The 19,092-nt window shown below is 67.7% G+C and carries 11 protein-coding genes and 1 pseudogene; 7 read left to right on the forward strand and 5 right to left on the reverse strand.

Annotation, left to right across the window (positions count from 1 at the left end; translation table 11 throughout):
* The first annotated feature begins 19 nt into the window (after positions 1–19).
* From ABNK63_RS08085 to ABNK63_RS08095, 3 genes are all read left to right on the forward strand, one after another.
* A complete protein-coding gene (locus ABNK63_RS08085; protein WP_350017121.1) occupies positions 20–2,443 on the forward strand; it encodes a GH92 family glycosyl hydrolase in 2,424 nt (807 codons plus the stop codon).
* A 421-nt stretch (positions 2,444–2,864) separates the two neighbouring features.
* On the forward strand, positions 2,865–3,245 hold the full coding sequence (locus ABNK63_RS08090) for a carboxypeptidase-like regulatory domain-containing protein (protein WP_350017122.1): 381 nt from the start codon (positions 2,865–2,867) through the stop codon (positions 3,243–3,245).
* A 226-nt stretch (positions 3,246–3,471) separates the two neighbouring features.
* Positions 3,472–4,041: a carboxypeptidase-like regulatory domain-containing protein gene (locus tag ABNK63_RS08095; RefSeq protein ID WP_238530873.1), complete on the forward strand. Its 570-nt coding sequence runs from the start codon at positions 3,472–3,474 to the stop codon at positions 4,039–4,041.
* Between the two features lie 143 nt (positions 4,042–4,184).
* On the opposite strand, the gene ABNK63_RS08100 is transcribed toward ABNK63_RS08095, so the two are convergent.
* Positions 4,185–5,741, reverse strand: coding sequence for an SDR family oxidoreductase (locus ABNK63_RS08100; RefSeq protein ID WP_238530878.1), 1,557 nt, complete (start codon positions 5,739–5,741; stop codon positions 4,185–4,187).
* A 346-nt stretch (positions 5,742–6,087) separates the two neighbouring features.
* Between ABNK63_RS08100 and ABNK63_RS08105 the strand changes: the two genes are divergently transcribed.
* From ABNK63_RS08105 to ABNK63_RS08120, 4 genes are all read left to right on the forward strand, one after another.
* Positions 6,088–7,125, forward strand: coding sequence for a hypothetical protein (locus ABNK63_RS08105; protein WP_007805478.1), 1,038 nt, complete (start codon positions 6,088–6,090; stop codon positions 7,123–7,125).
* 116 nt (positions 7,126–7,241) lie between these two features.
* Positions 7,242–7,772 carry an ECF-type sigma factor gene (locus tag ABNK63_RS08110; protein WP_040672800.1) on the forward strand — a complete coding sequence of 177 codons (531 nt, stop codon included), beginning with the start codon at positions 7,242–7,244 and terminating at the stop codon, positions 7,770–7,772.
* Positions 7,773–7,903: 131 nt separating this feature from the next.
* Positions 7,904–10,714: a serine/threonine-protein kinase gene (locus tag ABNK63_RS08115; RefSeq protein ID WP_350017123.1), complete on the forward strand. Its 2,811-nt coding sequence runs from the start codon at positions 7,904–7,906 to the stop codon at positions 10,712–10,714.
* Positions 10,715–10,875: 161 nt separating this feature from the next.
* Positions 10,876–12,297 (forward strand): hypothetical protein, encoded by a 1,422-nt coding sequence (locus tag ABNK63_RS08120; RefSeq protein ID WP_350017124.1) that lies wholly within the window; start codon positions 10,876–10,878, stop codon positions 12,295–12,297.
* A 19-nt stretch (positions 12,298–12,316) separates the two neighbouring features.
* On the opposite strand, the pseudogene ABNK63_RS08125 reads toward ABNK63_RS08120, so the two are convergent.
* The 4 genes and pseudogenes from ABNK63_RS08125 to ABNK63_RS08140 all read right to left on the reverse strand — a co-directional run.
* A pseudogene (locus ABNK63_RS08125) lies at positions 12,317–12,991 on the reverse strand (ribonuclease H-like domain-containing protein); the annotation flags it as partial.
* Between the two features lie 230 nt (positions 12,992–13,221).
* Positions 13,222–15,630, reverse strand: a complete 2,409-nt coding sequence (locus ABNK63_RS08130) for a DEAD/DEAH box helicase (protein ID WP_350017125.1) — start codon at positions 15,628–15,630, stop codon at positions 13,222–13,224.
* Positions 15,631–15,800: 170 nt separating this feature from the next.
* Positions 15,801–18,269 carry a PAS domain-containing protein gene (locus ABNK63_RS08135; RefSeq protein ID WP_350017126.1) on the reverse strand — a complete coding sequence of 823 codons (2,469 nt, stop codon included), beginning with the start codon at positions 18,267–18,269 and terminating at the stop codon, positions 15,801–15,803.
* A 181-nt stretch (positions 18,270–18,450) separates the two neighbouring features.
* Positions 18,451–18,954: a PepSY domain-containing protein gene (locus ABNK63_RS08140; protein ID WP_350017127.1), complete on the reverse strand. Its 504-nt coding sequence runs from the start codon at positions 18,952–18,954 to the stop codon at positions 18,451–18,453.
* Positions 18,955–19,092 lie beyond the last annotated feature (138 nt).

Below are 19,092 nucleotides of genomic sequence, written 5' to 3' on the forward strand. Positions count from 1 at the left end.
ACGCAACGGAGAACGCATCATGGTGACACGCAGACGTTTCCTGCAGGGCGCAGCCGCCCTGGGCCTGTTCGGCACCCGGCTGGAATCGCTGGCGGCGTTCGCGGCGCCGCGCGGCGGCCAGGCGATGTCGCCGGCGCCCGAGCCCGACGGTTTCGCCCGCCATGTGGATGTCTTCATCGGTACTGGCGGCCACGGCCACGTCTATCCCGGCGCCACCTTGCCGTTCGGCATGGTGCAGCTCAGCCCGGACACCAACGACGCCGGCTGGGATGCCTGCTCGGGCTACCACCAGGGCGATGGCTCGATCATGGGTTTCTCGCACACGCACCTGAGCGGCACCGGCGCCAGCGACATGCTCGACGTGCTGGTGATGCCGGCACAGGGACCGGTGCTGTTGCAGCCGGGCGGGCGTGGATTGCCGGACCTGAACTACCGTTCGCGCCACGACGGCGCCGATGTCGGCGAGCGGATTTCGCCCGATGCGATGGCGCAGCCCGGCCCGGGCTACCGCTCGACATACGATCAGGAACAGGCGCAGCCGGGCTACTACCGGGTGCACCTGAAGAACCACGACATCCTCGCCGAGCTCACGGCGACCCTGCGCACCGGACTGCATCGCTACACCTTCAACGGCGACGGCAGCGGCCACCTGCTGGTCGATCTCGCGCACGGCTACCACGACGACGCCGCGGTACCGAGCAAGGTCAGCGATGCGCAGCTGAAGCTGGTCGGCAACGACACCCTGGTCGGCGAGCGCCGCGTGCACCAGTGGGCCGGCGGCCGGCACATCCATTTCGCGATGAAGCTGTCGCGCCCGATCACCCAGGCCACGCTGTACAACGAAGATGCCGCCCTGCCGGCCGGCACCGGCGAAACGCGGGGTCGGCACCTCAAGGCAGTGCTGCACTTCGACGACATCGCCAGCGCGCCGTTGCTGGTCAAGGTCGGCATCTCCGGCGTCGACGTGGCCGGCGCGCTGCGCAACCTCGATGCGGAAGTGCCTGGCTGGGACTTCGAGCAGGTGCGCAAGTCGGCGGCCGCGACGTGGGAGCGCGAGCTGGGCCGCATCCGCATCGACACGATGTCCGAAGACATGCGCAGCATCTTCTACACCTCGCTGTACCACACCATGCTGGCGCCGACCCTGTTCAGCGACGTCGACGGTCGCTACCGCGGCATGGACCTGGCCGTGCACCAGCTGCCGCCGGGCGCCAACAACTACAGCACCTACTCGCTGTGGGATACCTACCGGGCGCAGCATCCGTTGCTCACGCTGTTCCAGCCCGATCGCGTGCCCGACCTGGTCAACGGCCTGGTGCGGATGGCAGGTGAAAGTCCCGATGGCCCGCCAGTGTGGCCGCTGCAGGGGGTGGAAACCGGTTGCATGATCGGCTACCACTCCGCCGCGGTATTGGCCGAGGCACATGCGAAAGGCTTCACCGGCATCGACTACGCGGCAGCCTGGCCGCTGTTTCGCCAGCGGGCGATGGACGACGACTACCGCGGCCTGCCGTACTACCGCAAGCTCGGCTACATCCCCAGCGACAAGGAAGGCGAGGCGGTCAGCAAGACGCTCGAATACGCCTACGACGACTGGGCCGTGGCCAGGCTGGCCGATGCCGCCGGCGCGCATGACGAAGCCACCCGGCTGCGCGAACGCTCGCGCAACTACCGGCACGTGTTCGACCGCCATTCGGGTTTCGTGCGGCCACGCGCGAAGGATGGCCACTGGCTGGAACCGTTCGACCCCCGTGGCATGGGCCACTCGAAGAAGTGGCGAGACTTCACCGAATCGAACGCGTGGCAGGCGACCTTCCTCAACCAGCACGACCTGTACGAGTACATGAAACTGTTCGGCGGAGAGCAGGCGTTCGAGCGCAAGCTGGATGAACTGTTCAACACCAGTTCGGCGCTGCCGGCCGATGCGCCGCCGGACATCGCCGGCATGATCGGCCAGTACGCGCATGGCAACGAACCCAGCCATCACGTGGCCTACCTGTACGCGTACACCGGCGCGCACCACAAGACCCAGGCACGCGTGCGCATGCTGCTGGAAAGCATGTACGAGGCGCAGCCCGACGGTCTCGCCGGCAACGAGGACTGCGGCCAGATCAGCGCCTGGTACGTGCTCGGCACACTGGGTCTGTACGCGGTCGATCCGGTCAGCGCCAACTACGTGTTCGGCAGCCCGCTGGTCGATCGCGCGGAGATCGAGCTGGCCGACCGGCGCAGGCTGATGGTGCTGGCGCCGGGCAACGGACCGGACAGTCCGTACATCCAGTCGGTCAGCTGGAATGGCCAGCCGTGGAGCCGCAGCTGGATCAGCCACGCCGAGCTGGCCGCCGGCGGCACCCTGGAATTCCGGATGGGCGACACGCCCAACACCGCGTTCGGCGCGGCGCCGGCAGACCGGCCACCATCATTCGGCGGGGCCGCCGTTTAGGTTCGCTGTCTGCCAGGTTGTGTCCGACATCCTCGACGGCGTCGATCCGGACACCGTCTTGCCGTGAATTCGATGGGGGCGCCCGGTTTCACGCCCGGCCTCCCATCATGGCCGCGAAAGCCCGTTTGAGCGCATGCGGATCAGGTCCGCTGATGCACGGCGCCTAGCCATTACTTTTTTCACCTTCATGACCTTTGACCCTTAGGCCGACGTTCGGGCTGGCGTAGTCTGCGCGCCGTCGGCCGGTTGGGGGCGATCCGTGCATCAACTGGCCGAGTGGACGCTGAAACATTGCCTGTGACTGACCGTGACCGGTCAGTCCCACCATCGCATCAGGCTGTCCGGAAGTCCCCCATGAGTCCTCGGCAAAATTGCCGGGCAAGCTCATGTTCCATAGCTGTCACCCATAAAAGGAAGCCCCATGAAAACCAACACTTCTCACCTGAACAACCGCTCTTCTCGCCGCAACGCCTTCTCTGTTCGAAGCCTCGCAATTGCCGCTGTCATCGGGATTTGCGGTGTGGCAGGTTCTGCCGCGGTTTATGCGCAAGCCACCGCAGGCAAGATCTTCGGTACGGCACCGGCCGGTGAGACCATCTATGCGAAGAGCGTCACGACAGGCTTCAAGCGCCACGTCCAGGCGGATTCCAAGGGGCGTTACAGCATCGGAGCATTGCCTGTGGGCGTCTATACGGTGACCTTGGAAAAGGACGGCAATCCCATCGAGAAGCATCCGAATGTCGGGGTGATCGTGGGACGGGGCGTCAAGGTCGACTTCGCTGATTCGGCAGCCAAGGAATGACGTGATGCGCGTCGTGACCGGGGGCTCGTCCCCTGTGGGACCCGAGCCTTCGCCGTACGCGATCACCTGAAGTCACATTGACCTTTGATTGCCCGACGCTGAAAGGCGTTGGGCAATCTCGTTTTACATGCAGGAGCACAAGTCATTCACTTTTCTTCCGACGTTTCGTCGTGACTTCCCGCTTTTCGTGGGTCGCTGTCGCCTCGTCAAATTAAGGCGGCCACCGATGTTGTATCGTTTGATCCGGCCACCACCCGTCCAGACGCACATGGACGGCTCGGAACCGGTGTTTGCCAAGGCAGGTCAACCGAAGCCTGTGTTCGATCCTGCGCACATGCCCGCAGGCGAAGGTCAGTCATTCAATTCATTCAGACGTAAACACGAAAAAACAGGGAGTTCCATGAAGAATCGCAGTCATCTCGGCACTCGCACCAATGGCCGCCGTGCGGGTTGGTCCTTGCTTGGCCTGTCCGTGGCAATTGCTGTCAGCGTGTCCGGAACGGCAGGAGTCACCGCTGCCCATGCCCAAGCAACCGTTGGCAAGGTTTTTGGCTGGGCGCCCGCGGGTGTCACCATCACCGCGCACAGCAACACCGGCGTCCATCGTCACACCACGGCCAACGACAAAGGCCGCTACACCATCGGAGCACTGCCCATGGGTGTCTACGAAGTGGCGCTGGAAAAAGATGGCAAGGCCATCGATACGCGTCCGAACATCAAGCTCACCGTGGGTCGCGGTGCGGAAGTCGATTTCGCCTGCGATCACGACCAGTGCGCGAAACCTTCCGGCAACTAGAGTTGCGTGCTTATCGCGCTGCGACAGTGCGATAAGCATCCGGAAAGGCATGGGGCATGCTTGCCCGTCGACTTGAGGTGACCGCCCGGTGCGCAAAGGCGCCGGGGTTCCGACCTGGAATATTCAGAGTTCGCTTTGCAGATTCACCAGTCGGTCGGCTTGTAGTCCTTGAGGAACTGCCCCCACACGTGCTCACCGGTGTTGATGCCGTGGATGATCGGGTCGACGATGCGGGCCGCGCCGTCGACGATGTCCAGCGGCGGGTGGAAGCGTTCTTCCGCCACCTTCCTCGCGGCCAGCTCGGCCGGGTCCTCGTCGGTCACCCAGCCGGTGTCCACGCTGTTCATGTGGATGCCGTCGTTGTGGTAGTCGGTCGCCGAGGTGCGCGTCATCATGTTGAGCGCGGCCTTGGCCATGTTGGTGTGCGGGTGCCGGGTGGTCTTGAAGTTGCGGTAGAACTGGCCTTCCATCGCCGACACGTTGACGATGTGCTTGTCCCGATTGGCCGTGCGCAGCATCAGCGGCTTCAGTCGCGCATTGATGATGAACGGCGCGATCGCGTTCACCAGCTGCACCTCCAGCAACTCCACCGACGGCACCTCGGCCATCAGCAGGCGCCATGAATTGCGCTGGCGCAGGTCGACCTGCTGCAGGTCCTGGTCGAGCCGGCCTTCGGGGAACAGGTGGCTCTGCGCCAGCAGTTCCTCCGGCAGCAGCGCCACCTGGGACAGCTCGGCGGCGCGGGTCAGGCCGGGAACGGACGAATCGTACCGGGCCGGCGCATCGCCTTGCGGCAGGATGTTCGAGCTGCGCAAACCCTCGTAGTGGCCGACCAGCTGGCGCACATGCTCGGGCATGTCGTGCAGCGCGGCGGTCTCGCCTTCCATCATGTGGGCGTAGAAGTCCGGCGGTCGGCGCACGGTCTGGCAGGCGTTGTTGATGATGAAGTCCAGCCGCGGTCGGGTGGCCACCAGTTCCTGGCAGAACGCTTCCACGCTGGGCGTGTGGCGCAGGTCCAGGCCGTAGACCTGCAGCCGGTGACCCCATTCGGCGAAGTCCGGTTCCGCCGCGTAGCGCGCCGCCGAATCGCGTGGGAAGCGCGTGGTGACGATAAGCTCGGCGCCGGCGCGCAGCAGTTTCAGGCCGGCCTGGTAGCCGATCTTCACCCGGCCTCCGGTGAGCAGGGCCACGCGTCCGCTGAGGTCGGCCAGTTCGTCGCGCTTGGCGTAGTTGAATGCGGCGCAGTCGGGGCACATCTGGTCGTAGAAGAAGTGCAGGGTGGCGTATTTCTTCTTGCAGACGTAGCAGTGCCGGGGCTCGATGGCTTCGCGCGGCTGCGCGGCATCGGCCTCCGGTGGGATGTCGTGCGGCTGGAACCCCTGCGGCGGGAACAGGTTGGCCGTGGTGAACACGGGGCGACGGCGCAGCGTGCGGATGCCGGTCTGGTTGAGTACCGATTCCTCCGCCTCGACCTTGCTGGCGTAACGCGCCTTTTCGGCCGCCTTCAGCTTGATCCGGCGCGCCACCGGGTCGGGGTGGTAGACCTGTGCCACGGCCTGGTGCAGGCGCTGGCGATCGTCAGCCGGCAGCCGATCCAGCAGCTCGCGATCCGCCGCTACCGATTCCAGCAGCTCAGCCGCCTCGCGCAGACGTTCCAGCAGGCGGGCATCGGTGTCTTCGGGCGGGGAGGCGGGGGGCACGTTCAAGGCGGTCATTCTTCGTCGGTCATCGGCAGGGAGGGGCGAGCACCCGGGATGGCGTGCCGCAACCGCCTATTTTGCCTGTTTTTCCCCGCCAACCGGGAAATTCGGGGCGTTCGGGGCGTGCGATGTCCCCGATCCAACCCGCACGAGCTTCCAGCGATGGGAGCCAGCGCACATTTTGTTGGCGTGGTCGATGCAAGAGTGGCCCCGTAGTTGTCCAGGCTGGACGGCAGGTATTCGGGTGACGGGCGCTGGCAGAGTCGAGAGCCGTGGTCGCCCAAGCAGGCAGGGTTGTTTCGTGAGTTTGTCGATTTCTGCAAGTGCGCCAGTGCAAGAGGCCGCCATGGCCGATCCGTCCGTCGTATTGCCGACCATCAAGAGCGTGCTCGACAGCCTGCCGACCGCGCACCGCGCCCTGCCGATCGGGCGCCGGATCGTCGGCCAGGGCTGCCACGGGGCCGCCCGCAGTGACGAGACCACGCCACGCGTCCGTTTCGTCTATTTCCCGGCCGGGGCCGAGCATGACCGCCATGCCGCCTACCATCGCCATCTGATCACCGCCGAAATCCTGCTTGAGCGCGTACTGGCGGCCCACGCCGCCGGGCTGCGCTCGATGGCCCCGTCGCTGGATTACGCGGCCGAGGCGCGCGCCACGGTTCCGCCTCCGCCTGGCCTGTTTCATCGCGCCACGCTGGAACACCGGCGCTGGTACCGCGCCGACGGCAGCGCCCGCCCTGTGCCGCTGACGCAGGAGGCACTGTCCCTGCGGATGGCGGCCACCGACGAGTTGTCCATGCGGGAAGCCCGGGCCCGCACCGCGCAGCGTTCGCATGCGTTGCCGGCACGCGACCAGGCCTGGCTGGTGGCCCGTCGAGGCATTCCGCTGGGCCAGCGCCCGCTGAACCAGCCGGAGTGCCGCAGGCTGGCCGCTGCCCTCGACGGGATCTGGCAGGCATCCACAGGCAACTCGCACGTGGAACGGACCAACCGGCGGATCGCGCTGAGCGTGGTGGCCGTGCTGGGCAGCCTGCTGGATGAATACGTGGCCTCGCCCTTCCAGTGCGCCGCCTTGAGCGAGGCGTTCAACACGAGCCACCTGGCCCATCTGCGCCAGACCATCGCGAACTCGCGCCGGACCGAGTCGGCATCGGACAGCCTGCGGGCCGGTCCGAAGGCCTGGTTTGCCGCCAAGGCCGTCCGCATGCGCGCCGAACACCAGCTCGGCCTGTCGATGTCGCCAACGGCGTCCGCCAGCATCCGGCTGTCCGGCCGTGCCGTGGTGACCATGATCGGCGGTCGTCTGTACACCTTCATCGACGGTCGGCGCTCGGGCTCGCGCCGGTTGCCGTCCCTGCTGGCGGCGGACGCGCTGTCGGCCTGAGCCGATGGCCCAACGCGGAGCCCGACCGGGCCATTGCAGGGCCGAACAAGGCACGGATTACCGGCAAAGGCGTACCATGCGGCGCTAAGGATGGCGGCTGCAGGGAGGTGCTCGTCGTGTCCGATTCCCGACCCCTGGCCAGCGACGGTTCCACCGACGCGCTGTTCGTCGTGGTGTACGCGCGACTCAAGGCGATGGCCGCCCGACAGTTGTCGAACCGTCGCCAGGCCACCCTGGATACCACCGAACTGGTGCACGAACTGTACCTGCGCATGGGCCAGCGCGAGGCCCTGCATTTCGACCATCCCGCCCAGTTCTTTGCCTACGCCGCGCGCGCCATGCGCCACCTGCTGATCAACCGCGCCCGTGATCGCCTGCGCCTGTGCGCGGGCGGGCAATGGTTGCGCGTCACCCTCGACGACCAGGATCTGAAACTGGCGCTCGACACCGCCGAGCAGACGCTGGCGCTGGACGCCGCGCTGGACGCACTGGAACAGTCCGATGCCCGTGCTGCCCAGGTGGTGGAGCTGCGTTACTTCGCCGGGCTCAGCCTGGAGCAGGTCGCCGATACGCTCGGTGTGGCCCGGCGCACCATCGATCGCGACTGGCGCTTCGCCCGCGCGTTCATCAAGGCGCGCATGGGTTGAGAGGATGCCGGGGTTGAGGATGCCGAACCCGGCATGCCGCCGTGGTGGCGGCGAAGCGCAGCGGGGGGCGAGGTCGCAAACGGGGCATGTTCGGGGTTAACCGTGGCAAGGCATACCGTGGGGAGTTCGGCGTGGAGCCTGCAACGACAATACGCGACGTGTTCGAAGCGGCGCTTGGCCTGCCCGCCGCAGAGCGTGCGCGCCTGCTGGACGAGCGCTGTCCCGATCCGCTCCGGCGCGCGGAGATCGAACGCCTGCTCGCCGCCGACGCCACTGAAGGCGAGCTGCTGTCCACCGGCGACGCCGCCTGCGCCGCGCGGGCCGTCGGCGACACCAGCGTCGCCCAGGCGCTGCCGGCCGGCAGCCGCATCGGTCCGTTCGAGCTGGTCGAGGTGCTGGGCGAGGGCGGTTCGTCCACGGTGTTCCGGGCCTTTCGCCAGGTCGATGGCGTACGCCAGGAAGTGGCGATCAAGCTGCTGGCGCGCGGCCTCTATACCGCCGACGCGCAGCGCCAGTTCCGCCGCGAGCGCGAGGCGCTGGCACGCCTGCGTCATCCCGGCATCGCCCGGCTGATCGAGGGTGGCATCACCGAGGCCGGCCTGGCCTATATCGCACTGGAGCTGGTCGACGGCCTGCCAATCACCCGCTATGCCAGCCAGCACCGGCTGGACTTGCGCCAGCGGCTGGTGCTGTTCCTGATGGTCTGCCGTGCGGTGGAGACGGCGCATCGGGCACTGATCGTGCACCGTGACCTGAAGCCTTCCAACGTGCTGGTCACCGCCGACGGCCACGTCAAGCTGCTCGACTTCGGCATCGCCATGCTGCTCGACGAGGATGCCGCCGAGCAGATCCATACCCAGCATCGCGCCTTGACACCCGCCTACGCGGCGCCCGAACAGTTCGCCCAGGAGCCGGTCACCGCGGCGACCGACGTGTATGCGCTGGGCGTGTTGCTGGACGAACTGATCACCGGGCAACGGCGCGCCAGCGCGGATGCCGGTACGCCATCGTCTCGGCTCAGCCCGGATACCGTCACCACGGCTTACGGCACCGTGCCGGCCGGCGTGTCGACGCTGCGACACAAGCTGCGCGGCGATCTCGACAACATCGTGCTGAAAGCCACCGCCAGCGAAGCGGAGCGTCGCTACGCCTCGGCCGGCGCGCTGGCCGAGGACATCGAGCGCCACCTGGACCGCCAGCCGGTGCTCGCCCATCCGCCGTCGCGGTGGTATCGCACCAGCAAGTTCGTGGCCCGCCATCGCGGTGGCGTCGTGCTCACCGCGTTGTTCATGGCGGCCGTCCTCACCTCGTTGTCGATCGCGCTGTGGCAGGCACAGGTGGCCCGCCAGCAGGCCGCACGCGCGAACATGGTGCGGGATTTCGTCGAGAGCCTGTTCGCGCCGGTGCGCTACGGTACCGCCCCCTCCGAACAACCCAGCCTGGACGAATTGCTGGCCCATGGCGTCGCGAAGCTCGACAACGCGCCGTCGATGGATGACGGCAGCCAGGTGGACCTGCTGGCGATGTTCTCGCGCCTGTACGAGGATCTTGGCGATGTCGCGCAAGCGCGGCAGCTGGCGAACCGGGCCGTCGCCCTGTCGGAACGGACGCTGGCGCCGTCCGCCATCGAATCGATCCGTGCGCTGACCGCCAGGGGCTACGCTGCGGTGCGCATGGAGGACTACGCCGACGGTGGCACCGACCTGCGGCTTGCCCACCAGCGCATGCTGGCACAGGGCATCCGCGGCGAAGCGCTGATCGACCTGCTCGGTCCGCTGGGCGCGGTCGAGAACAGCGAAGGCCATGGCGAAGCCGCGCTCGATCTCGCCCGCGAGGCGCTGGCCGAACGGATCGACAGCTGGGGACCGGACGATCCGCGGGTCGGCATCGGCTACAACGACGTCGCCTCCGCGCTGGAAGGCCTGGAACGCTACGACGAGGCGATCCCGATGTGGCGCAAGACGTGGCAGTTCGAGCTCGCGCATTTCGGACCGTCCAGCAGCCAGACGACGCTGGCGCTGGCCGGCCTGGCTTCGTCCAGCTTTCGCGCCGGCCACTGGACGCAGGCGCATGCACTGTTCGGGCAGGCCCTGGCGATGTACGCCCGCAACGGCAACGCGCCCCAGCTCACCCAGGTGTATGCGGCGCAGAAAGCTTGCGTGCTGGAAGGGTTGCGCGCCGATCACGCCAGCGCGCAGGCGCGTTGCGGGCAGGCGCAGGCCTGGTCGGCCGCTGGCTTCGGCGCGGACACCGCCCTGCATGGCGACTCACTGGAAGCCACGGCGTTCGGCGAGGTGGAGGCGGGCGATCTCGTCGCTGCGCGCAAGCTGTTCGACGCGGCCCGCAAGCTGTACGGCAGTGACCCGGCCAACCGCATGCGGATCGGCCGGGTGGACAGCGAGCTGGCCGGCATCGCCCTGCTGGAAGGCCAGCCTGCCGTGGCGCGCGAGCTGCTGCCCGAGGCCATCGCCGGCCTGCGCACGCGCAAGTACCGGATGCCGCCGTTGATCGCCGAGGCGCGCCTGCTGCTGGCCTGCACCCGGACGCCCGCCACGCCGTGTCCGCCCGACCTGCAGGCGACGGTCGAGCATGACCTTGCTGCGGTGGCGTCGCGCAACGACCCGCAACTGCTGTGGGTGCACACGCTGCTGGCGCAGGTCGAGCTGGCGCATGACCAGGCCGGCGCGGCAAGGGCCCGGCTGACAGCAGCGATTCCCCGTGCCGCCGGCGAGTTGCCACCGGCGCATCCGCGTCGACTCGCGGCGCAGCTGTGGCTTGCCGTGGCCGCGGCGCGCAGCGGCGACTGCGCCGATGCCGAAGCGCAGGCCCGCGCTGCCAGCGCGACCATCCAGCTTGGCGGCCTCGCTGCACATCCCGAACTGGCCAGCCCCAGTACGCTGTTGCGCCATCCCCTGGCATCCTGCGGCCCGTTGCTGAACTGACCCGCGCTTGCAGCGTTCCACCCGTCGCCCCGCCTGGCCTGCGTGAACCACGCGTGGGCGTGTCGCAACTTGTCGCCCTTCGGTGTTCTCCGTCTTGCCACGACCACGCGGTCGGGCGGGGCAGGGCCTGCATCAACGACGAGCCAAGGGGGCAAACCGTCATGTTCCATCAGCGCACTTTCGTATCCGTCGCAGCCGGCCTGGTCCTGCTGGCGACCGTCGTCGGCACACCGGCGCAGGATCGACGTCACCAGCCATCACCGGCCAACACGCTGGTCACCGCCAACCCTTCGGGCTGGCTGCAGACCACCACGCCTGGTGGCAGCATCGACACCGCCAACCCGTTCTTCCAGAGCTTCGGGCCCAACGGTCGCACCTGCGATTCCTGTCATCGACAGGCCCAGGGCTGGTCGATCACTCCGGACGAGCTGCGCCAGCGCTTCGCCAGGACCAACGGCAACGATCCGATCTTCCGCCTGGTCGATGGTGCCGTTTCGCCGCGAGCCGATGTGTCCAGCCTCTACGCGCGGCGCATCGCCTACTCCATGCTGCTCAACCGGGGCCTGATCCGCGTCGGCATGCCGATGCCGGCGAATGCCGAGTTTCGCCTGACCCGCGTCGATGATCCCTACGGTTACGCCAGTGCGAGCGACCTGTCGCTGTTTCGGCGCCCGCTGCCGTCGACCAACCTGATCTGGCTCACCGCGGTCATGTGGGACGGGCGTGAGACCGTCGCGCCGTTCAAGCCGCCGATGGATGCCGGCATCAATCACGAGGACATCATCGAGAGCCTGGCCTCGCAGGCACGCGATGCCATCCTCGGCCACGAGGAGGCCGCGGTGGCACCCGACGCCAGCGTGATCGATCGCATCGTGGATTTCGAGCTGCACCTGTTCACTGCCCAGCTGATCGACCAGGACGCCGGCAAGCTCAATGCCGAGGACGGCATGGGCGGCGCCAGCATCCTGGCGCAACAGCGCTTCTGGGTCGGCATCAACGACACCCTGGGCGGCGATCCCACCGGCGATGCCTTCGACGAGAAGGCGATGCGCCTGTTCGACGAGTGGAACGTCCCCGGCGCCCAGTTCAGCCACGATCGCGGCGAGCGTGCGCGGGCCGCCATCGCCCGCGGCGAGCAGCTCTTCAACACGCTGCCGATCGCGATCAGCGGCGTGGCCGGGCTCAACGACGTGACCGGCCTGCACGTCATCCAGGGCAGCTGCAGCAGCTGCCACAACGCGCCAAACATCGGCAACCACTCGGCGGCGCTGCCGGTCAACATCGGCATCGCCGACGCTAGCCGACGCACGCCGGACATGCCGTTGTACACGTTGACCAACAACGCCACGGGCAGGAGCGTGCAGACCACCGACCCCGGCCTGGCATTGCGTACCGGCAAGTGGGCCGACATCGGCAAGTTCAAGGGGCCGATCCTGCGCGGGCTCGCCGCACGCGCGCCGTACTTCCACAACGGTTCGGCCGCGACGCTGATGGACGTGGTCGACTTCTACGACACGCGCTTCAACGTGCATATGAGCGGGCAGCAGAAAAGCGATCTGGTCGCGTTCCTGTCGGCGCTCTGAACCCCCTTGCCCGGGCCGGCTAGCCCGGGCTGGCCGGGCAGCGGGCCATGTGCAGCAGCACGCCGGCCAGGCTCTTCAGGTCCTGCGCGTTGTGTGCCGCCACCCGCCGCAGGTTCCGGGCAGGGCCGCCGCGCAGGTAGGTGAGCCAGGCTGCCGGCGCCTCGGCGCCGGGCAGGTCGTCCTCGCGCACCACACCCAGCAGCTGGCGTTCGGCCGTGGCCAGGCGGCAGTCGGGCCACTGCCGCTTCCAGTGCCGTCGCACCGGATGCAGCAGATCCAGGTGAGCCAGGCCGGCCAGCGGATTGGGCAGGCGCGCCAGGCGATAGCGGGTCGCCAGCAGGGGCGCGTCGTAACACTTGCCGTTGTAGCTGACGAGCACGGTGTCACCGCTCAGCCACTCGGCGAACGTGCGCAGCATCGCCGTCTCGGCAGCCATCGTGGTGAGGGTGAGCTGGCGGATGCGGAAGCGGCCGTCGAGCCAGTCCGCGGCGCCGATCATGAAGGCGCGGGTGCCGGTGCCGCCGGCCAGGCCGGTGGTTTCGGTATCGAAGTGCAGCAGGCGGTAGTGATGGACCGGCGCCATCCGGGCGAAGCCGGTTTCGACGACCGCCGGCGGATCGAGCCAGTCGACCAGGGCTTCGGTGTAGCGCAGGCCCGGCGCGATCTCGATGCCGGGCACCTCGCGGTCGCCGGACGAGATCGTGGCGGGGCCGCGCCTCATTTGCGCGTGACGCTGCAGCAGACGGCGTAGCTCGGGCGAGATCGCGCGATCGGTTGTCGCAATGCCTGCAGAAGGCGGACGTTGCGCGACGGGCGCGGAAGCTACGGAACCCGTCAGGCCGGTTGGCAAGTCCAGGTTCGGCGCACGGCTACCGACCTTGCCGGCCTCCGCCCGCAGCTTGCGCATCCGCGCGGCCAGCGCGCTCACAGTGCCACCAGCAAGGCCAGCACGCGCAGCGCCAGTGCCTTCGGCGTGCTGGCTGCCGCTTCGTCCGCGGCCAGCACCGGGCCGACACAGGCCGGGCAGCCGGCGCGGCAGTCGCAGCGTTCGATCAGGCTGATCGATTGCGCTACCAGATCCTCGCGACGCTGGAACAGCGGCTCGCTCTGGCCGATGCCGCCGGGGAAGGCGTCGTACAGGTAGACGGTGGGCGTGAACGGCGCACCTGGTGCCGGCGTGGCGGGTTGGCCGTCATTGCCGCGGATCTGGCCGCGGCCGCTGAAATCGGCGCTGACGAACCACGCACCATCGCCCGAGCCCACGGATTTCTGCAGGTCGCGCGCCTCGGCCATCACCGCCACGGTGGCCACGATGTGCAGCGCGTAAGCCGCGCCGAGGAAACCGTCCAGCGCCTGCTGGCGCTGTTCGAACGCGGCATCCAGCACCGCCTGCGGCAACTGCCACCACACCGCGGTGGTATGCAGTTCCTGATCGGGCAGGGTGACCGGGCCGTAGCCGATGTTCTCGTGCGAGTAGAAGCGGATCTTCTTGTAGCCGGGCACGCGGCGCACCACGTGCACCTCACCGTGGTGGGCCTGGCCGCAGCCGGCGTGCGAACTGTCGAAGCAGTCCAGCACTTTCAACCTGGTGTAGTCGATGGCGTCGGTGTAGTAGTCGACCTGGGTGCGGGTGACATAGGCCTTGCGGCCTTCCCAGTCCAGCTTCTCGACCTGGTAGGGCAGCGACTGGATCATGTGGATGGCGCCCTCGTACAGCGTCACCGCGGCGGCGGAATAGTCGACTTCGGCAATGATGGTCTGGCGGCCGTCGGTGCGGTCGACCACCACGAAGTTGCCGTCGGCCACCGCGCGCAGCGACACCGCGATGGCCGGGTAGCTGTCGGCAATCCATTCCCGGCGGTCGCCCTCGCGGTGCAGCACGCCTTCTTCACCCAGCAGGTCGAGCCAGGGGGTCGCCACTTCGGTGCCGAACATCTCGTCACCTATGAACGGCAGTTCGAACGCGGCGCAGCGGATGTGGTCAAGCAGGATCAGCGGTTGATCGGGCTGGATGCGCGCGTGCTCGGGCGTGGCGTCCTGGAAGAACTCAGGATGCCGCACCAGGTACTGGTCCAGCGGGTCGGAGCTGGCCACCAGCACGCCCAGGGCCGACTGCTGGCGCCGCCCGGCGCGGCCGAAGCGTTGCCAGGTGGCCGCGACGGAGCCGGGATACCCGTTCAGCACCACCACGTCGAGGCTGCCGATATCCACGCCGAGCTCCAGCGCGGACGTGCTCACGATGCCGTCGATGCTGCCCGCACGCATCTCGCGCTCGGCGGCGCGGCGCTCCTTCGGCAGGTAGCCGCCGCGATAGGCGCGGATGCGTGGTGGCTTGCGCGGGTCATGGTCGAACACGTCCTTGAGGTACTTGGTGAGCACCTCGACCATGCTGCGCGACTGGGCGAATACCAGCGTCTTCATGCCCGACTTGATCGCCAGCCGCGCGATGCGATTGGTCTGCGAACGCGCCGACGCGCGCAAGCCCAGATCGGGATTGATCACCGGCGGGTTCCACAGCAGCACGTGCTGGTCGCCGGTGGGCGCGCCGCTTTCGGTGATCGCGGTGACCGCGTCCTCGATCAGCGCCTCGGCGTGCTCCTGCGGGTTGCCGATGGTGGCCGAGCACAGGATGAACTGGGGAGTGACACCGTAGAACGCGCAGACGCGTTTCAACCGTCGGATCACATTGGCTACATGCGAGCCGAACACCCCGCGATAGGTATGCACCTCATCGATCACCACGTAGCGGAGGTTCTCGAAGAACTGCGCCCACTTGGTGTGATGGGGCAGGATCGCCTGGTGCAGCATGTCCGGGTTGCTGACCACGATGTCGCCATGCAGGCGGATCGCCTGCCGCGCATCGCCGGGCGTATCGCCATCGAAGGTGAACGCCTTCACGCCCAGCTCGCCAGCCTTGTTCAACTCCAGCAGCTCGGCCACCTGGTCCTGCGCCAGCGCCTTGGTCGGGAACAGATACAGCGCCTTGGCCTTGTCCTGCATCGCCGCGCTGATCACCGGCAGCGTGTAGCACAGCGACTTGCCCGAGGCGGTGGGTGTGACGATGGCCACGTGCACGCCCGATTGCGTGGCCGTCCACGCCTCGGCCTGATGGCTGTAAAGCTGCTCGATGCCCCGCGTGTGCAGGGCTTGCGTCAGTGCCGGCGGAAGATCCGCGGGCAAGGGCGCGAAGCTGCCCTCGCGACCTGGCACCACGAAGGCGCCGGTGATCCGCGCCGCGTACCGCTTCGACAAGCGCTGGGCCAGCGTGCGGCCATCGCCGGGATCGCGCAGGACGAGGTCATCGGTGGCGTAGCGGTCGGGCAGTGCATTCATGGTCGGACATCCGCAAAAGGTCTTCGCGGATTAGGCCGGTGCGTTGTCTCACTGCATGAGATGAAGCCATTCGTCTGCCGCCATGGCCGGCGAGCAGGCAGTGTATCGCTTGGGTCTGCTCAGATCCCCGGGCAACGATGCCACCACCAAGCGTAGGCTCGCCATCGGACTCAGCCCGGCAGGATGTCCCGGATCCTGCGCCGCAACGCGTCCAGCGAAAACGGCTTGGTCAGCACGTGCATGTCCGGCTCGAGGTTGCCGTTGCCGACGATGGAATTTTCGGCGTAGCCGGTCATGAACAGGATCTTCAGTTGCGGGCGGGTGCTGCGTGCGGTGTCGGCCATCTGGCGACCGTTCATGGCGCCGGGCAGGCCCACGTCGGTGATCAGCAGGTCGATCGTCGTGCCGGTCTGCAGGATGCGCAGGCCGGCGCTGCCGTCGCCGGCCTGCAGGACGGTGTAGCCGGCGTCGGCCAGGACTTCGCAGACCAGTTCGCGGATCGAGGGTTCGTCCTCGACCACCAGGATCGTCTCGCTTTGCGGCGGCGCTTCGGCCAGGCGCGCCGGTTGCGTGGTTTCGGGATCGACGGCGGGCTCGTGGTGGCGGGGCAGGTAGATGCTCAGGGTGGAGCCGGCGCCGGGTTCGGAGTAGATGCGCACCTGGCCGCCGGACTGGCGGGCGAAGCCGTAGATCATCGACAGGCCCAGGCCGGTGCCCTGGCCGATCGGCTTGGTGGTGAAGAACGGATCGAAGGCGCGGGCGATCACCTCGGGGCTCATGCCGCTGCCGTTGTCGGTGACGCTGAGCGAGACGTACTGGCCCGGTTCGAGTTCGCAGGCCGCCGCCGCGTAGTCGTCCAGCGAGCGGTTGGCCGTCTCGATGGTGAGGCGACCGCCATCCGGCATCGCATCGCGCGCGTTGATGCACAGGTTGAGCAGGGCGCTTTCCAGCTGCGGCGGATCGACCAGGCTGGGCCACAGGCCGCCGGCGCCGACCACTTCCAGCTGGATCGCCGGGCCGATGGTGCGGCGGATCAGCTCTTCCATGCCGGCCACCAGCCGGTTGATGTCGGTGGAGCGCGGATCGAGGGTCTGCTGGCGGGAAAAGGCCAGCAGGCGCTGGGTCAGCGAGGCGGCGCGGCGCACTGCCGTTTCGCTGAGGGCCAGGTAGCGCGGCACGTCCTCGATCTTGCCCTGGTCAAGCTTGGCCCGCGCCGCTTCCATCGCGCCCATGATGCCGCCGAGCAGGTTGTTGAAGTCGTGCGCCAGGCCGCCGGTGAGCTTGCCCACGGCTTCCATCTTCTGCGACTGGCGCAAGGCGGCCTCGGTGCGCGCCAGTGATTCGGCGGCTTCCTTGTCGGCGGTGATGTCGCGCGCGCTGCAGTAGATCTTGTCGTCCTCGGGAATGGCCACCCACGACAGCCAGCGGTAGCCGCCATTGGCGTGGCGGTAGCGATTCTCGAAGCACAGCGCCGGTTCGCCCAGTTCGATGGCGCGGGCGAATGCCAGCCGGTTGCGGGCCAGGTCGTCGGGATGCAGGAAGTCGAAGAACGGGGTGCGCGCGATGGTCTCCTCCGGCCAGCCCAGCACCGATTGCCAGGCGGGGTTGGACAGCTCGAAGATGCCCTCGGCATTGAGTACGCCCACGAGGTCCGTGCTCAGCTGCCAGGTGCGCGCGCGACCGTGCATGCGTTGGGCGACCTGCAGCTCCAGGTCGGCATTGAGCGCACGCAGGCGTGCCTCGCTGGAACGCAGCGCGTTTTCCGCCAGCGCGCGTTCGGTGACGTCGGTGCCTTCGACGAAGATGCCGGTGACTTCGCCCAGCGCATTCCTGATCGGCTGGTAGACGAAGTCCAGGTAGCGCTGGCTGATCGGCGCACCGGGTGCCGGCTGCATCGCGAACGGCGTCGCCACTGCCACGTAGGGCTCGCCACTTTCATAGACCGTGTCGAGCAGACCCACAAAACCCTGGGCGGCCGCGTCGGGCAGGGCCTCGGCCACCGAACGGCCGAGCACGTTGCGCTCGCCGATCAGGCGGACGTAGCTGGGGTTGGTCAGCTCGAAAATGTGTTCGGGCCCGCGCAGCATGGCCATGAACGACGGCGCCTGCTCGAACAGTTCGGCCAGGCGCTGGCGCTCCTCCACTGCGCGGCGGGACACCAGCACCTGCTCGGTGGTCTCGGTGCATACCACCAGCACGCCGCCCACGCCGCCGGGCGCGGACTCGTCGTCGATGGGACTGTAGCTGTAGGTCCAGTAGGTGTCCTCGTCGCGACCGTTGCGGTGGATGAGCAGATGCTGGTTCTCGTGCCAGGTGGCGCTGCCGCCCGCCATCACCTGGCTGACCTGGGCACCGATGTCCGCCCAGATCTCCGGCCAGACCTGGCGACCGGGCAGGCCGAGCGAGCAGGGATGGCGCTCGACGGTAAGCGTCTGCGCGTAGGCGTCGTTGTAGAACCAGATCGCCTCGCCGCCCCAGAACATGCCCATCTGGTGGCGCGAATTGAGCATCAGCCGGATGGCGGTACGCAGTGCCTGGGGCCACAGTTCCGGCTTGCCCAGCGGATGCGATGCCCAGTCGTGGGCGCGCATCAGCGCACCCATTTCGTCGCCGCCCGCCAGAAATGAAGCATCCGCCATGAAGTCAGGCCATTCGGGTCAGAAGAGCTGCTGCAGGTCGCAACCGTTGCGGCAGGCTACCATCGCTGGGGCATGGCCGGAATGCAATCGGGTTGATTGGCCCAGGGCTGGTGGGTTCTTCACGACACAAAAACCGGCGCGTCTTCACGCGCCGGGACCGGGCCATCTCGACGCCCGGGCATCAGTCGCGCGACTTGGCCACCACGCTGCCGTCTTCCGGATCGACCAGCAGGTCGACGTCGTGGCCGTGCGAGGTTTCCGCATCGACGCTCCACAGGCCGTGTTCGTATTCCACGTCGTGGATCTTCTGGTAGCCGGCGGCGGCCAGCTTGGCGCTGATTTCGTCCTTGTCCAGCTTCGAGGGCGCGTCATCGACATAGACCTTGCCGTTGACCGGCCCCACCGCCAGCTTCACCCACTGCTTGTTGCCGCCGCGGGCCTTGCCGTGCCACACGCCGTCCTTGAATTTCAGGCCCTTCACTTCCTTGTAGCCGGCGTCGGCGACCGCGGTCTTGATGGCATCCTCGCTCAACGCGCCACTGGGTGGCTGCGTGGTCCATGTGGAAACCGTGGTGGTGGTCTGCGTGGTCGTGGTCGCCGATTGGCTGCTGGCCGGCACGTCTTGCGCGAAGGCCGCAGCGCAAACCGACAACCCGATCAACAGGGGAAGCAGGCGCTTGATCATGGTGAACTCCTTGGGCTGTTGAGTACGAACGGTGTCGTCGGCGCAGTGGACGGGGGTTCAAGACGTGCATGTCTACCGATTCGCCGGCCGACTCGACGCGCACGATGGAAGCACCGTGGTCAGGACGGTGGCGTGAAA

The sequence above is a fragment of the Rhodanobacter sp. IGA1.0 genome, assembly GCF_040208325.1.
Classification (GTDB): Bacteria; Pseudomonadota; Gammaproteobacteria; order Xanthomonadales; family Rhodanobacteraceae; genus Rhodanobacter; species Rhodanobacter spathiphylli.